The sequence below is a fragment of the Parabacteroides sp. AM08-6 genome (genome assembly GCF_003473295.1).
GTDB lineage: Bacteria > Bacteroidota > Bacteroidia > Bacteroidales > Tannerellaceae > Parabacteroides.
Genome location: NZ_QRMP01000010.1, coordinates 62,217 through 78,963, shown reverse-complemented (window position 1 = coordinate 78,963; position 16,747 = coordinate 62,217). Strand labels below are relative to the sequence as shown.

General features: G+C 43.1%; 14 protein-coding genes. 4 read left to right on the top strand and 10 right to left on the bottom strand.

The annotated features are described in order from the left end of the window. The first annotated feature begins 3 nt into the window (after positions 1-3). From DW103_RS09100 to DW103_RS09090, 3 genes are all read left to right on the top strand, one after another. Positions 4-2,766: a family 78 glycoside hydrolase catalytic domain gene (locus DW103_RS09100; protein WP_122275318.1), complete on the top strand. Its 2,763-nt coding sequence runs from the start codon at positions 4-6 to the stop codon at positions 2,764-2,766. A 140-nt stretch (positions 2,767-2,906) separates the two neighbouring features. After that, positions 2,907-3,722: an alpha/beta hydrolase gene (locus DW103_RS09095; RefSeq protein ID WP_122275316.1), complete on the top strand. Its 816-nt coding sequence runs from the start codon at positions 2,907-2,909 to the stop codon at positions 3,720-3,722. Positions 3,723-3,748: 26 nt separating this feature from the next. Beyond that, complete coding sequence (locus DW103_RS09090) at positions 3,749-4,633, top strand: TIM barrel protein (protein ID WP_122275314.1); 885 nt, start codon at positions 3,749-3,751, stop codon at positions 4,631-4,633. Between the two features lie 140 nt (positions 4,634-4,773). Here DW103_RS09090 and DW103_RS09085 read toward each other — a convergent pair whose 3' ends face one another. The 8 genes from DW103_RS09085 to DW103_RS09050 form a co-directional block, all read right to left on the bottom strand. Continuing rightward, a complete protein-coding gene (locus tag DW103_RS09085) occupies positions 4,774-5,223 on the bottom strand; it encodes a YqaA family protein (protein WP_122275312.1) in 450 nt (149 codons plus the stop codon). Then, positions 5,208-6,221 (bottom strand): hypothetical protein, encoded by a 1,014-nt coding sequence (locus tag DW103_RS09080; protein ID WP_122275310.1) that lies wholly within the window; start codon positions 6,219-6,221, stop codon positions 5,208-5,210. The genes DW103_RS09085 and DW103_RS09080 overlap by 16 nt, the downstream gene beginning before the upstream one ends. A 57-nt stretch (positions 6,222-6,278) precedes the next feature. Further along, positions 6,279-7,550, bottom strand: a complete 1,272-nt coding sequence (gene purD, locus DW103_RS09075) for a phosphoribosylamine--glycine ligase (RefSeq protein ID WP_122275308.1) — start codon at positions 7,548-7,550, stop codon at positions 6,279-6,281. An 11-nt stretch (positions 7,551-7,561) separates the two neighbouring features. Continuing rightward, positions 7,562-9,772, bottom strand: a complete 2,211-nt coding sequence (locus tag DW103_RS09070) for a S9 family peptidase (protein WP_122275381.1) — start codon at positions 9,770-9,772, stop codon at positions 7,562-7,564. Beyond that, a complete protein-coding gene (locus DW103_RS09065) occupies positions 9,762-11,258 on the bottom strand; it encodes a class I SAM-dependent RNA methyltransferase (protein ID WP_122275306.1) in 1,497 nt (498 codons plus the stop codon). The genes DW103_RS09070 and DW103_RS09065 overlap by 11 nt, the downstream gene beginning before the upstream one ends. An 88-nt stretch (positions 11,259-11,346) precedes the next feature. Beyond that, positions 11,347-12,279, bottom strand: coding sequence for a serine O-acetyltransferase (locus DW103_RS09060; protein WP_122275304.1), 933 nt, complete (start codon positions 12,277-12,279; stop codon positions 11,347-11,349). A gap of 48 nt (positions 12,280-12,327) precedes the next feature. Further along, positions 12,328-12,795, bottom strand: a complete 468-nt coding sequence (locus DW103_RS09055) for a hypothetical protein (protein ID WP_122275302.1) — start codon at positions 12,793-12,795, stop codon at positions 12,328-12,330. A gap of 87 nt (positions 12,796-12,882) precedes the next feature. Further along, on the bottom strand, positions 12,883-13,368 hold the full coding sequence (locus DW103_RS09050) for a pyridoxamine 5'-phosphate oxidase family protein (protein ID WP_122275300.1): 486 nt from the start codon (positions 13,366-13,368) through the stop codon (positions 12,883-12,885). Between the two features lie 102 nt (positions 13,369-13,470). Here DW103_RS09050 and DW103_RS09045 point away from each other — a divergent pair, with 102 nt between their 5' ends. Further along, positions 13,471-14,106, top strand: coding sequence for an RNA polymerase sigma factor (locus DW103_RS09045; protein ID WP_255418450.1), 636 nt, complete (start codon positions 13,471-13,473; stop codon positions 14,104-14,106). On the opposite strand, the gene DW103_RS09040 is transcribed toward DW103_RS09045, so the two are convergent. Both DW103_RS09040 and DW103_RS09035 read right to left on the bottom strand, forming a co-directional pair. Further along, the gene (locus DW103_RS09040; protein ID WP_122275296.1) at positions 14,078-15,712 is read right to left on the bottom strand and encodes a family 78 glycoside hydrolase catalytic domain; all 1,635 of its coding nucleotides are present in this window, start codon (positions 15,710-15,712) and stop codon (positions 14,078-14,080) included. The two genes, DW103_RS09045 and DW103_RS09040, sit on opposite strands and share 29 nt — an antisense overlap. A 40-nt stretch (positions 15,713-15,752) precedes the next feature. Then, entirely contained in the window at positions 15,753-16,739 is a 987-nt protein-coding gene (locus DW103_RS09035; RefSeq protein ID WP_122275294.1) for a nucleoside hydrolase, read from the bottom strand. Positions 16,740-16,747 lie beyond the last annotated feature (8 nt).

The following is a 16,747-nucleotide window of genomic DNA, read 5'->3' as shown; positions in this document are numbered from 1 at the left end:
ATTATGAAGCGAGTTCTACTTCTTGTTTTTTTCTGGATAGGGATATCTCTTACAACAAGTGCACAGTTGTTAAAGCTGGCAGATTTAACTTGTGAATATGTCGAGAATCCAGTAGGTATAGATGCGACATCTCCGGTATTGGGATGGAAAATAACAGCATCGGAAAGGGGACAGTTTCAATCTGCTTATGAAATTGTTGTTGCAACTAATGAAGAGGATTTGCTTGCCGGAAAGAAACTGGTCTGGAAAAGTGGTAAAATAAAAAGCTCGAAGAATGTTGATGTGCGGTATAACGGAGCAAAGTTGAAACCTTTTACCCGTTACTATTGGAAAGTTCGTGTTTATAATCAGGATGGAAATGTTTCGGATTGGAGCGAACCTGCTTATTGGGAAACAGCCATGCTGAAACCGGCAGATTGGAAAGCCCAATGGATAGGAGATGGCTCGGTTGCTCCGGAAAAGGAAGTGGATTTCTATAACGATGATCCGGCTCCTCTGTTCCGCAAGGAATTTACTGCCCGTAAACCGGTTCAGACTGCTCGTCTTTATATAGTAGGCCTTGGCTATTTTGAAGCAACTATTAATGGAAGTAAAGTAGGAGACCATTTGCTGGAACCGGGATGGACGAATTTCGGGAAACAGATATTATATACGACTCATGATGTGACTTCTCAACTGCAAAATGGAGAGAATGTAATTGGTGTCGTGTTGGGAAATGGTTTCTTTAATCCTTTGCCTATGCGAATATTCAGACCATTACGGGAGTTTCTGTCTATCGGCCGTCCTTGTTTGAAAGCACAGCTTCGGATTGTATATAAGGATGGTTCGGTGGAAAATATAGTTACGGATGATAGTTGGAAAACGGCACAAGGGCCGATACTTCGTAATAACGTGTATCTGGGAGAACATTATGATGCACGGCATGAAATAAAAGATTGGGATAAAGTCTCTTTCGATGATGGAAATTGGAAGAACTCTGTTTTGTTGGATATTCCCCCCTCCGGTGTTCTCACGGCTCAGATGCAACCGTCTATCCGGGCTACAAAAGTATTTAAACCGACTCGGATGGCAGAGGTTCGTCCCGGTGAATTTGTCTTTGATATGGGACAGAATTTTGCCGGTGTGGTTCGTCTGAAAGTGAAAGGACCAAAAGGTACTACCATAAAAGTACGGTATGGGGAAGATATTTATTCCGACGGAAGCCTGAATGTCATGACTTCTGTTGCCGGACAGCAGAAGAGAATATGGGATGCGGACTGGTCACAACCCGGACAACCGCAAACAGCTTGGCAGGAAGACCGGTATACGTTGAAAGGAGAAGGTGTGGAAGTTTGGTCGCCTCGTTTTACTTTCCATGGGTTCCGGTATGTGGAAATAACCGGATGGCCGGGACGTCCTTCGTTGGACGATATAGAAGGGGTTCGTTTAAATGCCGATTTGCGGAGAACCGGTTCTTTTGAGTGTTCGGAGCCGATGTTAAATCAGTTGCATACGGTTTTGGACTATACTTTCCTAAGCAATGTGTTCAGTGTTCAGTCTGATTGTCCGGCCCGTGAGAAGTTCGGCTATGGAGGCGATATTGTAGGAGTGGCACGTACTTTCTGCTGGTTTTACGATATGGAAAACTTCTACCGGAAAGCAATCCGCGATTATGCTAACGACCAGCGTCCGTCCGGTGGTATGACTGAGACTGCTCCTTACAACGGCATAGCCGACAATGGTCTGGGAGAAGGTTCCGGTCCGATTGGCTGGCAACTGGCATTTGCTTATATGCAAAAACAACTATATGAATATTATGGTGATTTGGGAACAATACGGAATTATTATCCGACTTTGTTGAAACAAGTGGAATTCCTTCGTTCGCAAGCGAAAGAGAATTTGATAGAGACTTGTATTAACGACCATGAAAGCCTGGAACCGCGTATTCCGGCCTTGTTTGCAACCGCCCATTATTATCATCATGTGCAGCTTTTGTCTGAGTTTGCAACCCTGTTGGGGAAAAGAGAAGAAGCAAAGACGTACACCACTCTTGCCGGAGAAATCCGTGATGCTTTTATCAAGAATTTTGTGCATTCGAGGGATGGTAAAGTGGGAAATGAAACCCAATCGGCTCAAGCATTTGCCCTTTATTATAATCTACTTCCGGAAACTGAAAAAGAGGCTGCTTTCGACGGACTATTACGGGCGATAGAGAAACAGGGCGGACATATTGCTTCCGGCATTTTCGGAGTGCCGGCCATATTGAATGTTCTGCGCGAATACAACCGGAATGATATTGCCTATAAAATGGTGACGGAGAAAACTTTCCCCGGCTGGGGACACATGCTTGTGTCGGGAGCCACGACATTATGGGAAACATGGAAATATTCGGATAATGTCTATTCGCATAACCATCCGATGTTCGGTAGTGTAGGAGAATGGATGTATCAGTCGCTTGGCGGAATTAATGCTACGGCTCCCGGATTTAGCGAATTCATGATTAAACCGCAACCAGCCGGGGACTTGAATTGGGTAAATTGCCGGTATAATTCCGTGAATGGAGAGATTGTAAGTAATTGGAAATCGGAAAATGGGACTTTTACCTTGCAGGTGCAAGTTCCGGTGAATACGAAAGCTACCGTTTGCATTCCTGCTTCTCAGTCCGCGAAGATTAGGGAAAGCGGTAAGCCGGTATCGGAAGTAAAAGGTATAGAGCCCTTAGGATATAAGGAAGGATATGCTTGGTTTAAAGTGGGTTCCGGCAACTACACTTTCCGGGCGGATTGATTGATTAGTGTGATAATTGGGTTTGTTCGGGGAAAAACGTATGCGATTTCTCGAATGAACCCATTTTTTTTGCTACTTTAGCAGCAATAATTAAAGATTCATTGTCGGTTTATATCGTTCAATAAATAAATTAATACCTTATGAGACACATTCTTTTGTTCCTTTTTGTTGTTCTTACTCCCGCTCTTTTTGCCCAGCGGGTAGAACAATTCAAATTGTGGCCCGATAATCCGGATGCTGCGGAAGCTGAAATTTATGTTTATCATCCTGCTAAAAGTGAGAAGCCGACTCCGGCTATCTTGATTTGTCCGGGCGGGGGATATGCGGGACTGGCTATTGACAACGAAGGTCATAATATGGCACGTTGGTATTCTTCACGCGGCTTATTGTCGGTTGTCCTGAAATACAGGATGCCGAACGGAGTACATACCATCCCGTTGAGCGATGCCGAGAAAGCGATGGAGACGATACGTGCGAATGCCGCTAAATGGAATGTGGATACTAAATGTATCGGAATTGCCGGTTCTTCTGCCGGAGGACATTTGGCTGCTTCTGTCAGTACGTTGGCAGCCGACGAGAACCGTCCGGCTTTCGCTATTTTGTATTATCCGGTAATCAGTTTTGATGATAAGGTAACACATAGCGGTTCCAAACAAAACTTATTAGGTAAAAATATCGAAGACCAGGCTTTGGTAGAACGTTATTGTCTGGACAAACAGGTGAATGATAAAACACCTAAAACCTTGTTATTGCTCAGTGATGATGATAAATTAGTCCCTCCGGAAAACAGCATCCTTTATTATACCGCTTTGAATAAAAAACATATTCCGGCTTCTATTTATATCTTTCCCGACGGCGACCACGGGTGGGGAACCCAGCCGTGGTTCACGTATAAGGAGGATGTAAAAGAACTAATATTGAAGTGGCTTATCCATCATAAAGTATTAGAAAAATAATTATTAAACAAGTAAAGAAGAATAACATGAAAAACATTTCGAGAAGAACTGCTCTTAAAACCGTGTTGGCTGGTGGCGCGGCGATGGCCGTATCCGGTATGGAAGCAGCAACAACCGTGAAAAAGAAAAAAGTGGAAACTCCCGAACCTTTGAAAGGTAATATCCGTCATTCCGTGAGTAAATGGTGCTTTGGCGATTACGAACTGGGTGAATTTTGCGAAATATGCAAGAAGATAGGAATCGAATCCGTTGAGTTGCTTGACCCGAAGGATTGGCCTGTCGTACAACAACATGGCTTGACTGTAGCGATGGCACAGGGAGCCGGGTTGGGTATCGACCGGGGTTTTAACGACCCGAACTTGCATGATGAATTGGTAGCCAGCTATGAAAAGGTGATTCCGATGGTAGCCGAAGCCGGACTGACTAATTTAATCTGTTTTTCCGGACGCCGTAACGGAGTGACCGACCTGCAAGGGTGGGAAAATTGCGCGAAAGGCTTGAAGCGTTTGATGCCGACAGCCGAGAAGTATAAAGTGGTGCTGACAATGGAGCTGCTTAATAGTGTCGGTCATAAAGATTATCTTTGCGATCATACCGTTTGGGGGGCGGAATTATGCCGTCGTGTAGGCTCTCCGAATTTTAAACTCTTGTATGATATCTATCACATGCAAATCATGGAAGGGAATATCATCGAGCATATACAGAAATACCATGAATATTTCTCTCATATCCATACAGGCGGTAATCCCGGCCGTGCCGAAATCGATGAAACACAGGAACTGTATTATCCGGCCATTATGCGGGCAATCGTAGAAACAGGTTATAAGGGCTTTGTAGGACAGGAGTTTGTTCCGCGGCAAGCCGATAAAATCGCTTCTTTAGAAAAATGTATTCGTATCTGTGACGTATAAACTGAGGAAGTTGGTACAAAACGTAAGTGTTTTTCTCTGAATATGTAAGTATTTTAGGAAAAAGACTTACGTTTTTTTGTGCCTTATTAGGGCATTCCGGATTATTTTATAGAGTTTCGAACTTATTTGATGTAATTGGTCTATATCATTTCTTGTACTTTATAGACAAATTCCATCCATACCCAATAGCGGATGGCTTTACCCATGAACATGGAGATGGCTACAATCCAGATATTTGCACGCAGGAAACCGAGAGCAACCGCGATGAAATCGCCTATACCCGGCAAGAATACAAAGAAGGCCATCCACGAACCTTTGTCTTTTATCCAGTTTTGTACTTTTTGGAGTTTAACTGGGTCTAATTTCAAATACTTTTCTATCCATTCTACTTTACCGAGCATTCCGAGCCAATAACAACTCATCCCGCCCAAAAAGTTACCGATAGTCGCCGCAACCATACAAGGCCAGTAGGCTGCTCCCGCCAATAAAACTCCGGTTAGAACCACTTCGCTGCTGAAAGGCAGAATAGTAGCTGCCAGAAAAGAGGCGATGAATACGCCGATATACCCATATTCTATAAGAAATTCCATAGGCGAATAAATAAAAGTGCTATCAGTAATACTAATGTAATATAGAACAATCCGATAATGAATTTTCCCCGCATTACCGTAAAGAAATGAGCAATCAGGATAGCCGATGGCACGCAAGCTGTTTCCAGAAATTCTTCGGATACCTGTTCATACAATAGATAGAGACAAAATGCCCATACCGCCATCATAATCAGAAAAGAAAGGAATTGACGGGAACGCAGCGTATCTTCATAGTCATGGGTGATAATGTTGATTGAAGCCGCCAACGTAAGCAGGGCAATCGCGAAAATACCTATCCAGTCCAACAAGACAATCTCTCCTATACTTAACAGGCGTATTTTGAATAAAACACTGAAGGATTGCGTAAATGGAGCGAAATTCCCTTCCCATGCACACCATCCTAACAAGAACCAATAAATGGTTCCGACTCCCAGCAAAGAGGCTGCAAATGTGCGGGGGGTGAGCGAACGAAAACTGTACATTCCAATCCAGAATAAGGGTAGGAACCATAATAAATGTATCCATAACAGACTTCCGATTCCGATAAGCAATGCGGTATTGTAGGCTTTGCTTCTTGCTTCCGGATCGTGATAGGAAATGAATAATTGATAGATAGCCAATATCAGGCAGAACACACCGACAGAGGTGGATTTCAAAGGGAAGAAGTCCGGGTTTGTGCTGATAAAAAGTACATAGAAGAGAAACGGCAATATTGTCTTTTCTCGTATCAGCGCAAGTGCGTAATTGGCTCTGTGCAAAAGGAAAGCACCGCCGAACATCAATATCATCCCGATGATGTAAGTAAATTCTTTTCCCGGTAATACCTGGCAGATGAAATTCCATAGAGGGGTGGCCGAAACTTCTCCGTAAACAGGATAACCAACGGAATACCAGTAGCTCACTATCCAACAAATGATGCAGGCCAATAGGACTGGTATGAATGTTTGCGGGGCAGAGAAACTGAATTTTCGGGAATATGTATTATATGTACCTCTCATATCAGAATTATTTGCCAGTTACTTTTCTTCTAAAAAGGTAACTGGCAAGTCACATACTTATAAATCGAAACCTATGTCGCTACGGAAATACTTCTTGTCGAAGTCGATGGTTTTAGCTCCGGCAAACGATTGTGCGAGTGCTTCTTCCTTGTTAGCCCCGTAAGAGCTTACGGCAATGACGCGTCCGCCGTTCGTTAGGATTTGTCCGTCGGCTTCTTTGGTTCCGGCATGGAAAATAATGTTTTCGGATGATATTTTATCCAGACCACTGATGAGTTTTCCTTTTTCGTAAGCTTCGGGATATCCGCCACTAACCAACATGACTGTAACGGCGGCACGCGGGTCGTGTGTCAACGTACGATTGCCTAAATTACCTTCGGCCACGCCTTCCAGCAATTCTACGAGGTCACTTTGGATACGGAGCATGACAACTTCTGTTTCCGGGTCTCCCATACGGCAATTGTATTCGATTACCATCGGTTCATTTTTTACGTTGATAAGTCCGAGGAAAATGAAGCCTTTATAGTCTATGTTTTCCGCTTTCAGGCCTTCGATGGTAGGACGGATAATCCGTTTGTCTACTTTTTCCATAAACGTCTCATCTGCAAACGGAACGGGAGATACGGCTCCCATGCCGCCGGTATTCAAACCTGTATTCCCTTCGCCGATACGTTTGTAATCTTTGGCAACAGGAAGAACTTTATAATCTTTGCCGTCTGTCATAACAAATACGGAGCATTCGATACCGTCCAGAAATTCTTCGATTACCACCGTTTTACTGGCATCACCGAACATACCACCCAGCATGTCACCCAGTTCTTTTTTTGCTTCTTCCAGTGTGTCCAGTATGAGTACGCCTTTACCGGCGGCTAAACCGTCAGCTTTCAGCACGTAAGGGGCTTCCAACTCCTCAAGAAAGGTATATCCTTCTTGAAGGTTGTCGGCTGAAATGCTTTTATACCGGGCTGTCGGGATGTTATGACGCATCATAAATGCTTTGGCAAAGTCTTTACTTCCTTCCAGTTGTGCACCGGCCTTGGACGGACCGATAACAGGTATATTGGCCAGTGCTGCGTCATTCTTGAAGAAATCGTAAACACCTTTTACCAAAGGGTCTTCCGGACCGACCACAACCATATGGATGTTGTTGGCCAATACAAATTCCCTGATAGCGGGAAAATCGTCGGCTTTTATCGCGATGTTCGTGCCGGTCAATGCAGTTCCCGCATTACCGGGGGCGATAAATAACCGGTCCACTTTCGGGCTTTGAGCTATTTTCCAGGCTATTGCATGTTCGCGGCCGCCTGAGCCTAATAATAAGATATTCATATAATTATATTTTATTCTTTGTTTGTATTTTTCAGATAATCGTCGAAGTACCGGGTAATCTTTTCGTACAGGTGGGGCCGGTCTTTACCAATGACATTGTGCTCATGACGTGGATAGACAAAATAGTCCGGATAAGTATCTGCGTCTACACAGGCTTTTAGGAAGCCGAGGCTATGCTGCCATACCACAACCGGGTCGATGTCGCCGTGTATAAGGAGCAGATGGCCTTTTAGGTCTTTTGCTTTCAACTTCAGATTAGCGTTTTTGTATCCATCCGGGTTGTCTTGAGGACGGTCCATATAACGCTCTCCGTACATGATTTCGTAATTACTCCAGTCGATAACAGGTCCGCCGGCTACTCCTACTTTGAAGATTTCAGGATACGAACACATCAGGTTGGTGGTCATGAAGCCACCGTAGCTCCATCCATGTACACCAATGCGGTCTGTATCTACATAAGGTAAAGACTTCAGAAACTCGACACCTTTTACTTGGTCGGCCATTTCGTTTACTCCTAAATTGCGATGGATAACACTTTCGAAAGCATGTCCGCGATTAGCCGAACCGCGACTGTCTATTGTGAATATCACATATCCGCGTTGTGCCATGTAAATATCCCAACCGCCAACTCCGTTTTTCCAGCCTCCCGTAACTAATTGCGCATGTGGACCGCCGTAAACATAAACGATAGTCGGGTATTTCTTTGTTTCGTCCAGACCGACAGGTTTTACCAGACGAAAATTCAAATCGGTTATGCCATCAGCGGCCTTGATGGTTCCTGTGACAATTTCCGGCATGGCATACCCGGCGTATGGATCTTTTGCTGTCAGCAACGTACGCAGGGTTTCTCCTTTTTTCGTATCAATCAGTTCGATTATGCGGGGAGTGGAAGGTGAGGAGTAATTGTCGAGCAAGTATCTTCCTGAAGTACTGAGTTGTGTGTTGTGTACTCCGGTCAAGGTGGCATGTCCGCTTAAACAAAGGGTATTTCCTTTTTTCAAAGAAACTTTCCATGTGTTGATATTCAGGGGTGTACCGTAGTGGAACGAACTTAAAAGATGTGGTTGGGTTGATGAAAGGAAGAGATTCTCTGCTTTTGCATCGAAGCCTAATACATCCAGTACCACCCATTCGCCTTTTGTGAGCTGTTTCAATAATTCCCCTTTTGTATTATACAGATATAGGTGATTGTAGCCGTCCCGTTCACTTTGCCAGATAAATTTATCCGGATTGTTCGGGAGAAAGAGGACCGGATGCTGCGGTTCTACGTAATGTTCGTCCGTTTCGGTAAACAAATCGGCTTCCTTTTCTCCGGTCAGGGCGGAATAACGAACCAGATGCATTTCATTCTGTTCGCGGTTCAGCTCTGCGATATAAAGACTCTTTTCGTCGGGACTCCAAGCGATGTTTGTCAGATACTTTTCTTTGGGCAAACCGGTTTTCAACCAAATGGTTTTTCCGGAAGAAAGATTGTATACGCCTACCGTTACTTCATGACTTTTCATGCCCGCCATCGGATATTTGTGCGGTTCGGCTTTGGCACAACGGTTATCGATATTGACGAACGGATAATCTGTTACCATACTTTCATCCATACGATAGAAAGCCAAGGCTGAGCCGTTCGGAGACCAGAAAGTGCCTTTATGAATGCCAAATTCATTCTGATGTACCGACTTACCGCATACAATACCGTTACCAGTTTCTTGGGTAACGACTTTTACGGTATTATCCGGTGAAAGGATTTGTATATTGTTCCCTTCCGTGAAAGCCAGATAACCATTTGCCGGACAGAAATCATAGTTTGTCCATGTATCTGTTAGCTGGTAATCGGCCACTACCTTGTTCTCAAGGTAGTTATAATGAATACGGTGACGTTTGGAAATAAAAGACAGAACCGGTTGTTCTTTGTAAGGAACGGAAAAGGCAGGCAGACTACCTACCGTTTGTAATCCGGCTTTTGTCAGGGCCTCGTTAAGTTGTTGGCGAGTGAATGCTACTCTTTCATTTTTAGTAGCTTCCCCACTTAACATACTGTCGCCTTTGGCATACAGGTAAGTGTCGCCGCACCACATCAGCTGTTTCAGGTTGCGTGGAACAAAACGACTATAATTCTTACCTCCCGGTATCAGGTCGTGTAAGGTAAATTGTTTCTCCTGTGCCATTACCGACAAAATAGTTGAAAATGAAAATATACAAAGCAACAATCTGCTCTTAATCGTCATAATTGTTTTTCCCTTTTCTTTTGAATGGTTTTTTAAACGAATGTTCACTGTTCTTTTTATCTCCGAAATGTTTTTTTCCTCTGAAATCATCATCATCTTTAAAGCGTTTCTTGATAGGACGTTTACTTTCAGAATCCTTCCTGAACGGACGGTCTTCTAAGAAACGTTTGCCGGGGATAAATGTAGCCCCTTCGCTATCATCTTCACTGTGGGCGGCTGCAAAGCGACGTTCGGGACGATCCATACGGTCTGTTTTGAAGTTTGGGCGTGAAGGCCTGTCCGGTCTGCGTTCAAACGAACTTTTCTCTCGTATGACAGGGCGCGAAAGGCTTTCTTCTCCACTTTCGCTTAAAGCCTTTTTATAATCTTTGTTTTTCCCTTCGAAAATTTGATAACAACGATATTCGCAGTCTAATGAGCCATTGATTAGCTTCATCCGTTCATTCGGTTTCAGTCCGATTTTGTCGAAACATTCGTCTTTGTAACTTAAAATCCAGACATTGTAACCGGTGAATACATGCTTGATGCGTTCACCTATCATATTGTATAAGCCCAATAAATCGCGGGTAGAGATACGTTCGCCGTAAGGGGGATTAGTGACCATGATACCCGGTTGAGGCGCTTCCGTAAACTGCTGGAAAGGCAATACTTTTAAGTCGATGTATTTCATCAAGCCGGCACTACGGATATTTTTTTCAGCGATTTCGATAGCGGCAGGGCTAATATCAGAACCGTAACATTTAAATTTAAAGTCACGTTCCTGGCTTTCGTCGTTGTAGATACGGTCGAACAGTTCTTGGTCGAAATCTATCCATTTCTCAAAAGCAAATTCTTTCCGGTGTATACCCGGGGCGATATTAAGGGCAATCATCGCGGCTTCTATCAGTAACGTACCTGAGCCACACATCGGATCTACGAAATTGGATTCACCTTTCCAGCCGGTTTTTAAAATCATACCGGCAGCCAGCACTTCGTTCAACGGTGCTTCAGTCTGCTCTACACGATATCCGCGTTTGTGAAGACTTTCGCCGGAACTGTCGATAGACAAGGTACAATCGTTGTGTGAAATATGGATGTTAATGTATAAATCCGGATTATTTACCCGTACAGACGGGCGTTTTTCATATTTTTCCATGAAGTAGTCTGCTATAGCATCTTTTGTGCGGTAGGCTACGAACTTGGAATGGTTGAAATCGTCGGAATAAATAACGGAATCGATTGCGAAAGTTTTATCCAGCGACATATAGTTTTCCCACATCACTTTTTTCGCTTCTTTGTATACAGTGTCGGCGTCTTTCGCTTTGAAGTGATAAATGGGTTTCAGGATACGGAGTGCCGTACGGCAATAAAAATTTGCTTTGTAAAGCACTTCCTTATCTCCGGTAAAGGGAACCATCCGGCGACCAATTTGAATGTCGTTGGCTCCTAACGATAATAACTCACCAGCCAGTATTTCTTCTAACCCGTAAAGGGTCTTGGCCACCATCTCGAAAGTTGGTGATTGACGGTTGACAGTTGACAATGTTGTGTCTGCTGCTTTTTCCATTGTTTATTAGTAATTCTTATATTAATTGTTAATCCTTTGTTGTTGAATTTCTCATATCGACCGTTTTATCGACCGTCAATTGGGAAACGATTGTCCCGGCAGGAACATCCTGGGTAATCCAGACGTTTCCACAAATGGTTGCCCCTTCGCCGATATGTATCCTGCCGAGCAGGGTTGCGTTGGAGTAAATCGTTACATGATTGTCCAGTATCGGATGGCGGGCAATTCCGCGAATGGCATTTCCATTTTCGTCGGGCGGCAATTTTTCTCCGGCAAGACTCACTCCTTGGAAGATACGGACATGATTACCGATTACACTGGTTTCACCGATAACGGTTCCTGTTCCATGGTCGATAGAGAAGAAATTTCCGATTTGCGCACCCGGATGAATATCAATACCTGTTTCCGAGTGTGCCATTTCGGTTATCATACGTGGAATGAAAGGAACTCCCAACATGTATAGCTGGTGAGCGATACGATAATTACAAATAGCCCGAAAACCCGGATAGCAGAAAATAACCTCATTGATATTTTGTGCGGCAGGATCTCCGTTGAAGGCTGCTTCTACATCTGTCCCCAATTGGATACGTATGTCGGGAAGTGTTGCAATAAAAGCTTCCGATAGTTTTTCCGCTTCCGTATAAATCCGCTCTTCAGGACAAGTTGAGCAATTAGTGTCGCTGAAACAAAGCCCTGCATATATCTGTCGCGTAAGTAAACTATGCAATGTCTCGATATTCACTCCGGTGTGAAAGCGGATTGTTTGTTTGCTGATGCGTGCGTTTCCGTAATAGCCGGGGAAAAGGATTGCCCGGCATAAATCTATAATTTCTTTCAGCACTTCACCGGAAGGCAAAGCTTCTTCATCGCGATACGCATGAAACAACTGCCTGTAAGATGCTTCATCTGAAAGCTTTTCTACTGTCTTATCCAGTACCTCGCTATGCTTCTGCAAATCCATTATTTTCAGAATATTCTTTAATTGGACAAAAGTACATTATTTTTCCAATTAGTAGTTCATAACGACTCTGAAATGTAAATCTCCGGGCCATACATTTGTCGCAAAATCACTGTAAGTAACATAAAAGGCAATGGAGCCAGGCATGTAGTCAAAATGTACGATTTCCGACCATTCTTGTCCCTGCACATTTTCCGCCGGGTGTGTATAAGGCAGAGGAGTCTGTACCTCATTTTGTTGGTCGAAGTTCATGATTAGGTAAGCAAACACATTTCCGTCATAATAGATGTCGTCAGACAGTTCTTTTATTGGAACTTCACACATATAGTATGGATTAAGCCCGTCTTCGTCAGTATATAATTCCCAGTCCTTTTCGTGTATCGTATATGTTTTTACAAACCAATACATGCTATTTCCATCTTGTCCATCTTGTCCGTCTCGTCCCGGAGGGCCGGAAGGTCCTTCACAAGCAGTAAATACCGTTAGCGTCAGAAACAATAATAACAGAAATCTTTTCATTTTATGTTTATTTTAGATGCGTATTCGACAAAATTAGTCAAATATTTGAATATCTTATCCTATAAAAGTCTTTTCTATAAAGAATGTTCAAATAGGCATTGTTTTTTTATGCGGAGCGCCGAACTCTTTACAACTGACTTCGTCTATTTCTACTTTCCATATTTTTACATTGACAACAGCAGGATTGCTATAGGTAAAGCTTTTATCCGAATATTGTTTCATAATAATGTCCAACGCCTCTACTTTCTTTTCAAAGTTTTCCTCAAAAACTACCCTTCCCCAGCAAATCACACTTTTGGAACGCATCCGGTAACTGCATGCCACTTCGGGGTGCTGAAACACTAAGTCGTGGTCTGTACTAAACGTGATACACGCCCGAGGGTTCCGTTCTAGTATCGATATGCTGCGTCCTTCTTGTGCGGAATGTAAATATATAACGCCTTCACGATATCCGAAGTTCATAGGCAAAACATAAGGAGTTCCATCCGTGTCGGCTAATCCTACATAGCAGATATCGCATTTCTTTATAATCGCTTCAATCTGTTCTTTATCAGTATGTACTAACGTTTTCATTTTATCGTTTTGAGTTTTTATTTACAAACATACGAGTTTTTTTGTTTTCTTGGAAATAAGGAAGGGCGAGTGATTGAAAATTAAGATTATATTCTTAAGTTTGTGTATTTATTTATTTCGTTGAAAACAGTAAAAATAGATATCGATCATCTTGCTCGTTCTGTTTCCGAGGACAATAGAAGTGCATTTAATATGCTTTATCAAGTATATTATGAAAATGTGTTTCGTTTTTCCTATTATTTTTTGAGAGATAAGGAGGCATGCCGCGAAGTGGTGTCGGATGTTTTTTTCTCAATCTGGCAGTCTCGTAAGAAGCTGAAAGAGATAACAAATCTGGAAGCTTATTTTTATATTGTCACGAAAAATGAGGCGATGCGTTACCTCAATAGAAAGAATGAATATGAAAAGCTCTCCTTAGATGATTTTCCGATTGAATTGGAAGACCTGGAGGCATCATCTCCGGATGGGCAACTTATTGATAAGGAAATAGAAACTTTACTTACGCAAATCATAAACGAATTGCCTGATAAATGCCGTCTGATTTTTCTGATGGCTCGTCAGGAAGGGCTTAAGCCTAAAGAAATCGGAAAGATTTTATCTATTAGCGAAAGTACCGTCCGTGTCCAAATGAAAATTGCGGTTGAAAAGATTATTGAAAAGATTCGTCCGCATTTCCCGGATTTGACACTGACGGTACTTTTTGGCTTTTTTACTGGAATATATCAGGATATTTGTTGATAAAATAGACTGGCGTACAACTCCATGCGTGACAGTAGCTGTTTATTGGGAAAAATCCGTAAGGAGACAACTCATCGTTGTTCGGGTCATAAACTTCCCAGAAAGTATCCGCTCCTTTTTTTACCATGCCGCCCCAATAGTCGACAAGTAGTTTTTTAGCCTCATCATTCATGCCGCATTTTAATAAAGCTTCTACGACATAATGGTAAGCGTACGGACAACCCGGGTAACAAGCATCCGGCATCGACATTGCTGTTTTCATTGCCCGTGCTCCCTCTTTCAAGGTCAGTGTTTCAGACAAAATCATCCATACTTGCGAAAGGTAAGATACTTGCTTGGTTTCTCCGCTGACAATGACACCTTGTTTCTTGTCATAGAAGTATTTCCGGGCAGCTTTTTTCATCTGTACGGCTAATGCCGGCCACTCTTTTACTTCTTTTTCCTTACCCAACATTTTTGCAAGCTCATAACTATGCAGGAGTGCCCAAATTGTCAATCCCTGCATAGAAGCTTGCCGGTCATAATTGTCCTTCCAATCGAATACCAGCCAGTAAATCGGAGGTTTTTGCATATCATAAATCATTTCGGGAGAGAATTGGCGGAGTGCCATCTCGATTTGGCGAATTGCCACCGGCCATAAATCGTTGGCCGTTTCCCTATCTCCGGTTGCTTTCAGGTATTCCAATAATGCCACATTGTAGATTAATGCATAATCCAGGCAATGTTGTCCTTCCTGCGGATGCGGTTGCGGGTCTTCCATAACGGTTGCATGCAGAAGCCCTTCATCGTTGGAAAGAGCTGCAAGCAAATACAGACAGCGCTTTGTCAATGCATGATTTTTGTAAGAATAAGCATTTGCTAACGCTTCCAGATAAAGGTCGCCAATCCACAAACGACGGTCGCGCTTCGGACCATCTTCATAAACAGTTTGCATACATTCTTTCAGCGTAGATAAACCTACTTCATTGATTTGTTTAATGAGCGGATCTGTTGTAGAGGCTAAATCCATGCGTATGGGTTCTACTGCGCTTTGTGCTTTGAACGACATTTTGTCGAAAGCGAAATCGAAGGAAGAAGAACCCAATACGTCAATTTTAAGATAACGGAAAGAAACCCTTCGCGGAATACTTGCCTCAATAGGAACCGTCATGAGGGTGATGACCTCATCCTGCAACCAGGCACGGGATAAGCCTCCCGGATATGGGTCGAACGGAGTGTTCAGTTCTCCCGGAACCTCTGCGAATGTGAATTTCAGGCGGACAGGAGCATCTGACACGGCTTTACTTAATAATTTTAGCGAAAACGTAAAATCGCCGGTAAGGTGTTCACCGAAATCAAGGATTACTCCGGAATGTTTTTTCAACGATTCTCTGAATAGCGGGTCGATACTGCCGACTTCTTCCATTCTCCAACCCTGATATGCATTTGCGTCTTTTACAGAGTTGACAATTCTCAAAGGATGATGTTCCTTATAAATGAGCGCAGGTTTGCTGGCTTCGCTTTTTTGCAACCATTCTTTACTCGCCTTGTAATATTTGCTTTGGGCAAAACAGGAAAGGGAGCATGTACTTAAAATTCCAATTAAAATCAACAGGTGTTTTTTCATGAGATACTATATTAAATTAAAACACAAACTATACGGGATATTACTTCTTTTGAGGCAAATGCATCATTAAATGCTCGATTTCAGCAGTCAATTGTTCTTTAGGCATTTTAAAAATCAGATGAGCATGTTGGCCGTTCGGGTCTTTTTTCCAAGTATTGCTGCCATCGTCATTGACTGTAATTGTACCATATTCCACATCAAAATATTTAGAAGCTCCACGGACAGCCACCAATGTAGCAGTCTGATCCCAGCTATCCCGCCCTTTGGGATCATCCTGCTGCAGACACATGGTATAAGTGTCCACAATCGGATTGTTTTTGATGCCACTCTCGACCAGTCGTTTGCCTGTAAATATTTGAGAACCGATTTCAAAACCACTGAACAGAATAGGGGTCGGCCATTCTTTCATAATATATTGGGACGCTTTTGCATCTACATAGACATTAAATTCCTTTCCTTCAGGAAAAGCTCCGGCCATCGATACTAATTGTTTTACTTTCTTATCGATTAGTTCTTTTCCGGATAATGGGGAAATTTCATCTGCCTGAGACAAGAGCAGATTTTGTAAATTGGAGAAGAAACCGACCGTGACGATTGTTACGCTTTTGTCCGGTTGCTGACTCAGAATACGGCGATAGAGCTTCAAGGCATCTTCGCTGTCTGCCGTCGCTTTTGTCCGGTGCGGATATTTTTTAGGTAATTCTTCCGTCCAGCGTAATCCGCTATGCCATGTCGTGCGATCTGCCGCTTCTCCACGTACGGCAGCTGTTGGAATATCCGGTCGTCCGAAATAAGTATTAATTACTTCGATACAAGGAACAGCCGTTGGACATTTATTGGAAGAGACAGTTGCCAGAATGTTCACTTCTCCCGAGTCTGCCAGTGCATGCAGCAAAGCTAAAGCTCCGACATCATCGTAATCCGGTGCCATATCGGTATCGAAAATCAGATTAACCGCTCCGTTTGTTCTGTTGTTACTGCAAGCGATGCAGAGTAATAAAGAGAAAAGCAAAAAATAGTTTTTCATGTCATGAA

Coding starts and splice junctions, on each gene's coding strand:
- DW103_RS09100 (WP_122275318.1), top strand. CDS start 4: ATGAAGCGAGTTCTACTTCTTGTTTTTTTCTGGATAGGGATATCTCTT.
- DW103_RS09095 (WP_122275316.1), top strand. CDS start 2,907: ATGAGACACATTCTTTTGTTCCTTTTTGTTGTTCTTACTCCCGCTCTT.
- DW103_RS09090 (WP_122275314.1), top strand. CDS start 3,749: ATGAAAAACATTTCGAGAAGAACTGCTCTTAAAACCGTGTTGGCTGGT.
- DW103_RS09085 (WP_122275312.1), bottom strand. CDS start 5,223: ATGGAATTTCTTATAGAATATGGGTATATCGGCGTATTCATCGCCTCT.
- DW103_RS09080 (WP_122275310.1), bottom strand. CDS start 6,221: ATGAGAGGTACATATAATACATATTCCCGAAAATTCAGTTTCTCTGCC.
- purD (WP_122275308.1), bottom strand. CDS start 7,550: ATGAATATCTTATTATTAGGCTCAGGCGGCCGCGAACATGCAATAGCC.
- DW103_RS09070 (WP_122275381.1), bottom strand. CDS start 9,772: ATGACGATTAAGAGCAGATTGTTGCTTTGTATATTTTCATTTTCAACT.
- DW103_RS09065 (WP_122275306.1), bottom strand. CDS start 11,258: ATGGTGGCCAAGACCCTTTACGGGTTAGAAGAAATACTGGCTGGTGAG.
- DW103_RS09060 (WP_122275304.1), bottom strand. CDS start 12,279: ATGGATTTGCAGAAGCATAGCGAGGTACTGGATAAGACAGTAGAAAAG.
- DW103_RS09055 (WP_122275302.1), bottom strand. CDS start 12,795: ATGAAAAGATTTCTGTTATTATTGTTTCTGACGCTAACGGTATTTACT.
- DW103_RS09050 (WP_122275300.1), bottom strand. CDS start 13,368: ATGAAAACGTTAGTACATACTGATAAAGAACAGATTGAAGCGATTATA.
- DW103_RS09040 (WP_122275296.1), bottom strand. CDS start 15,712: ATGAAAAAACACCTGTTGATTTTAATTGGAATTTTAAGTACATGCTCC.
- DW103_RS09035 (WP_122275294.1), bottom strand. CDS start 16,739: ATGAAAAACTATTTTTTGCTTTTCTCTTTATTACTCTGCATCGCTTGC.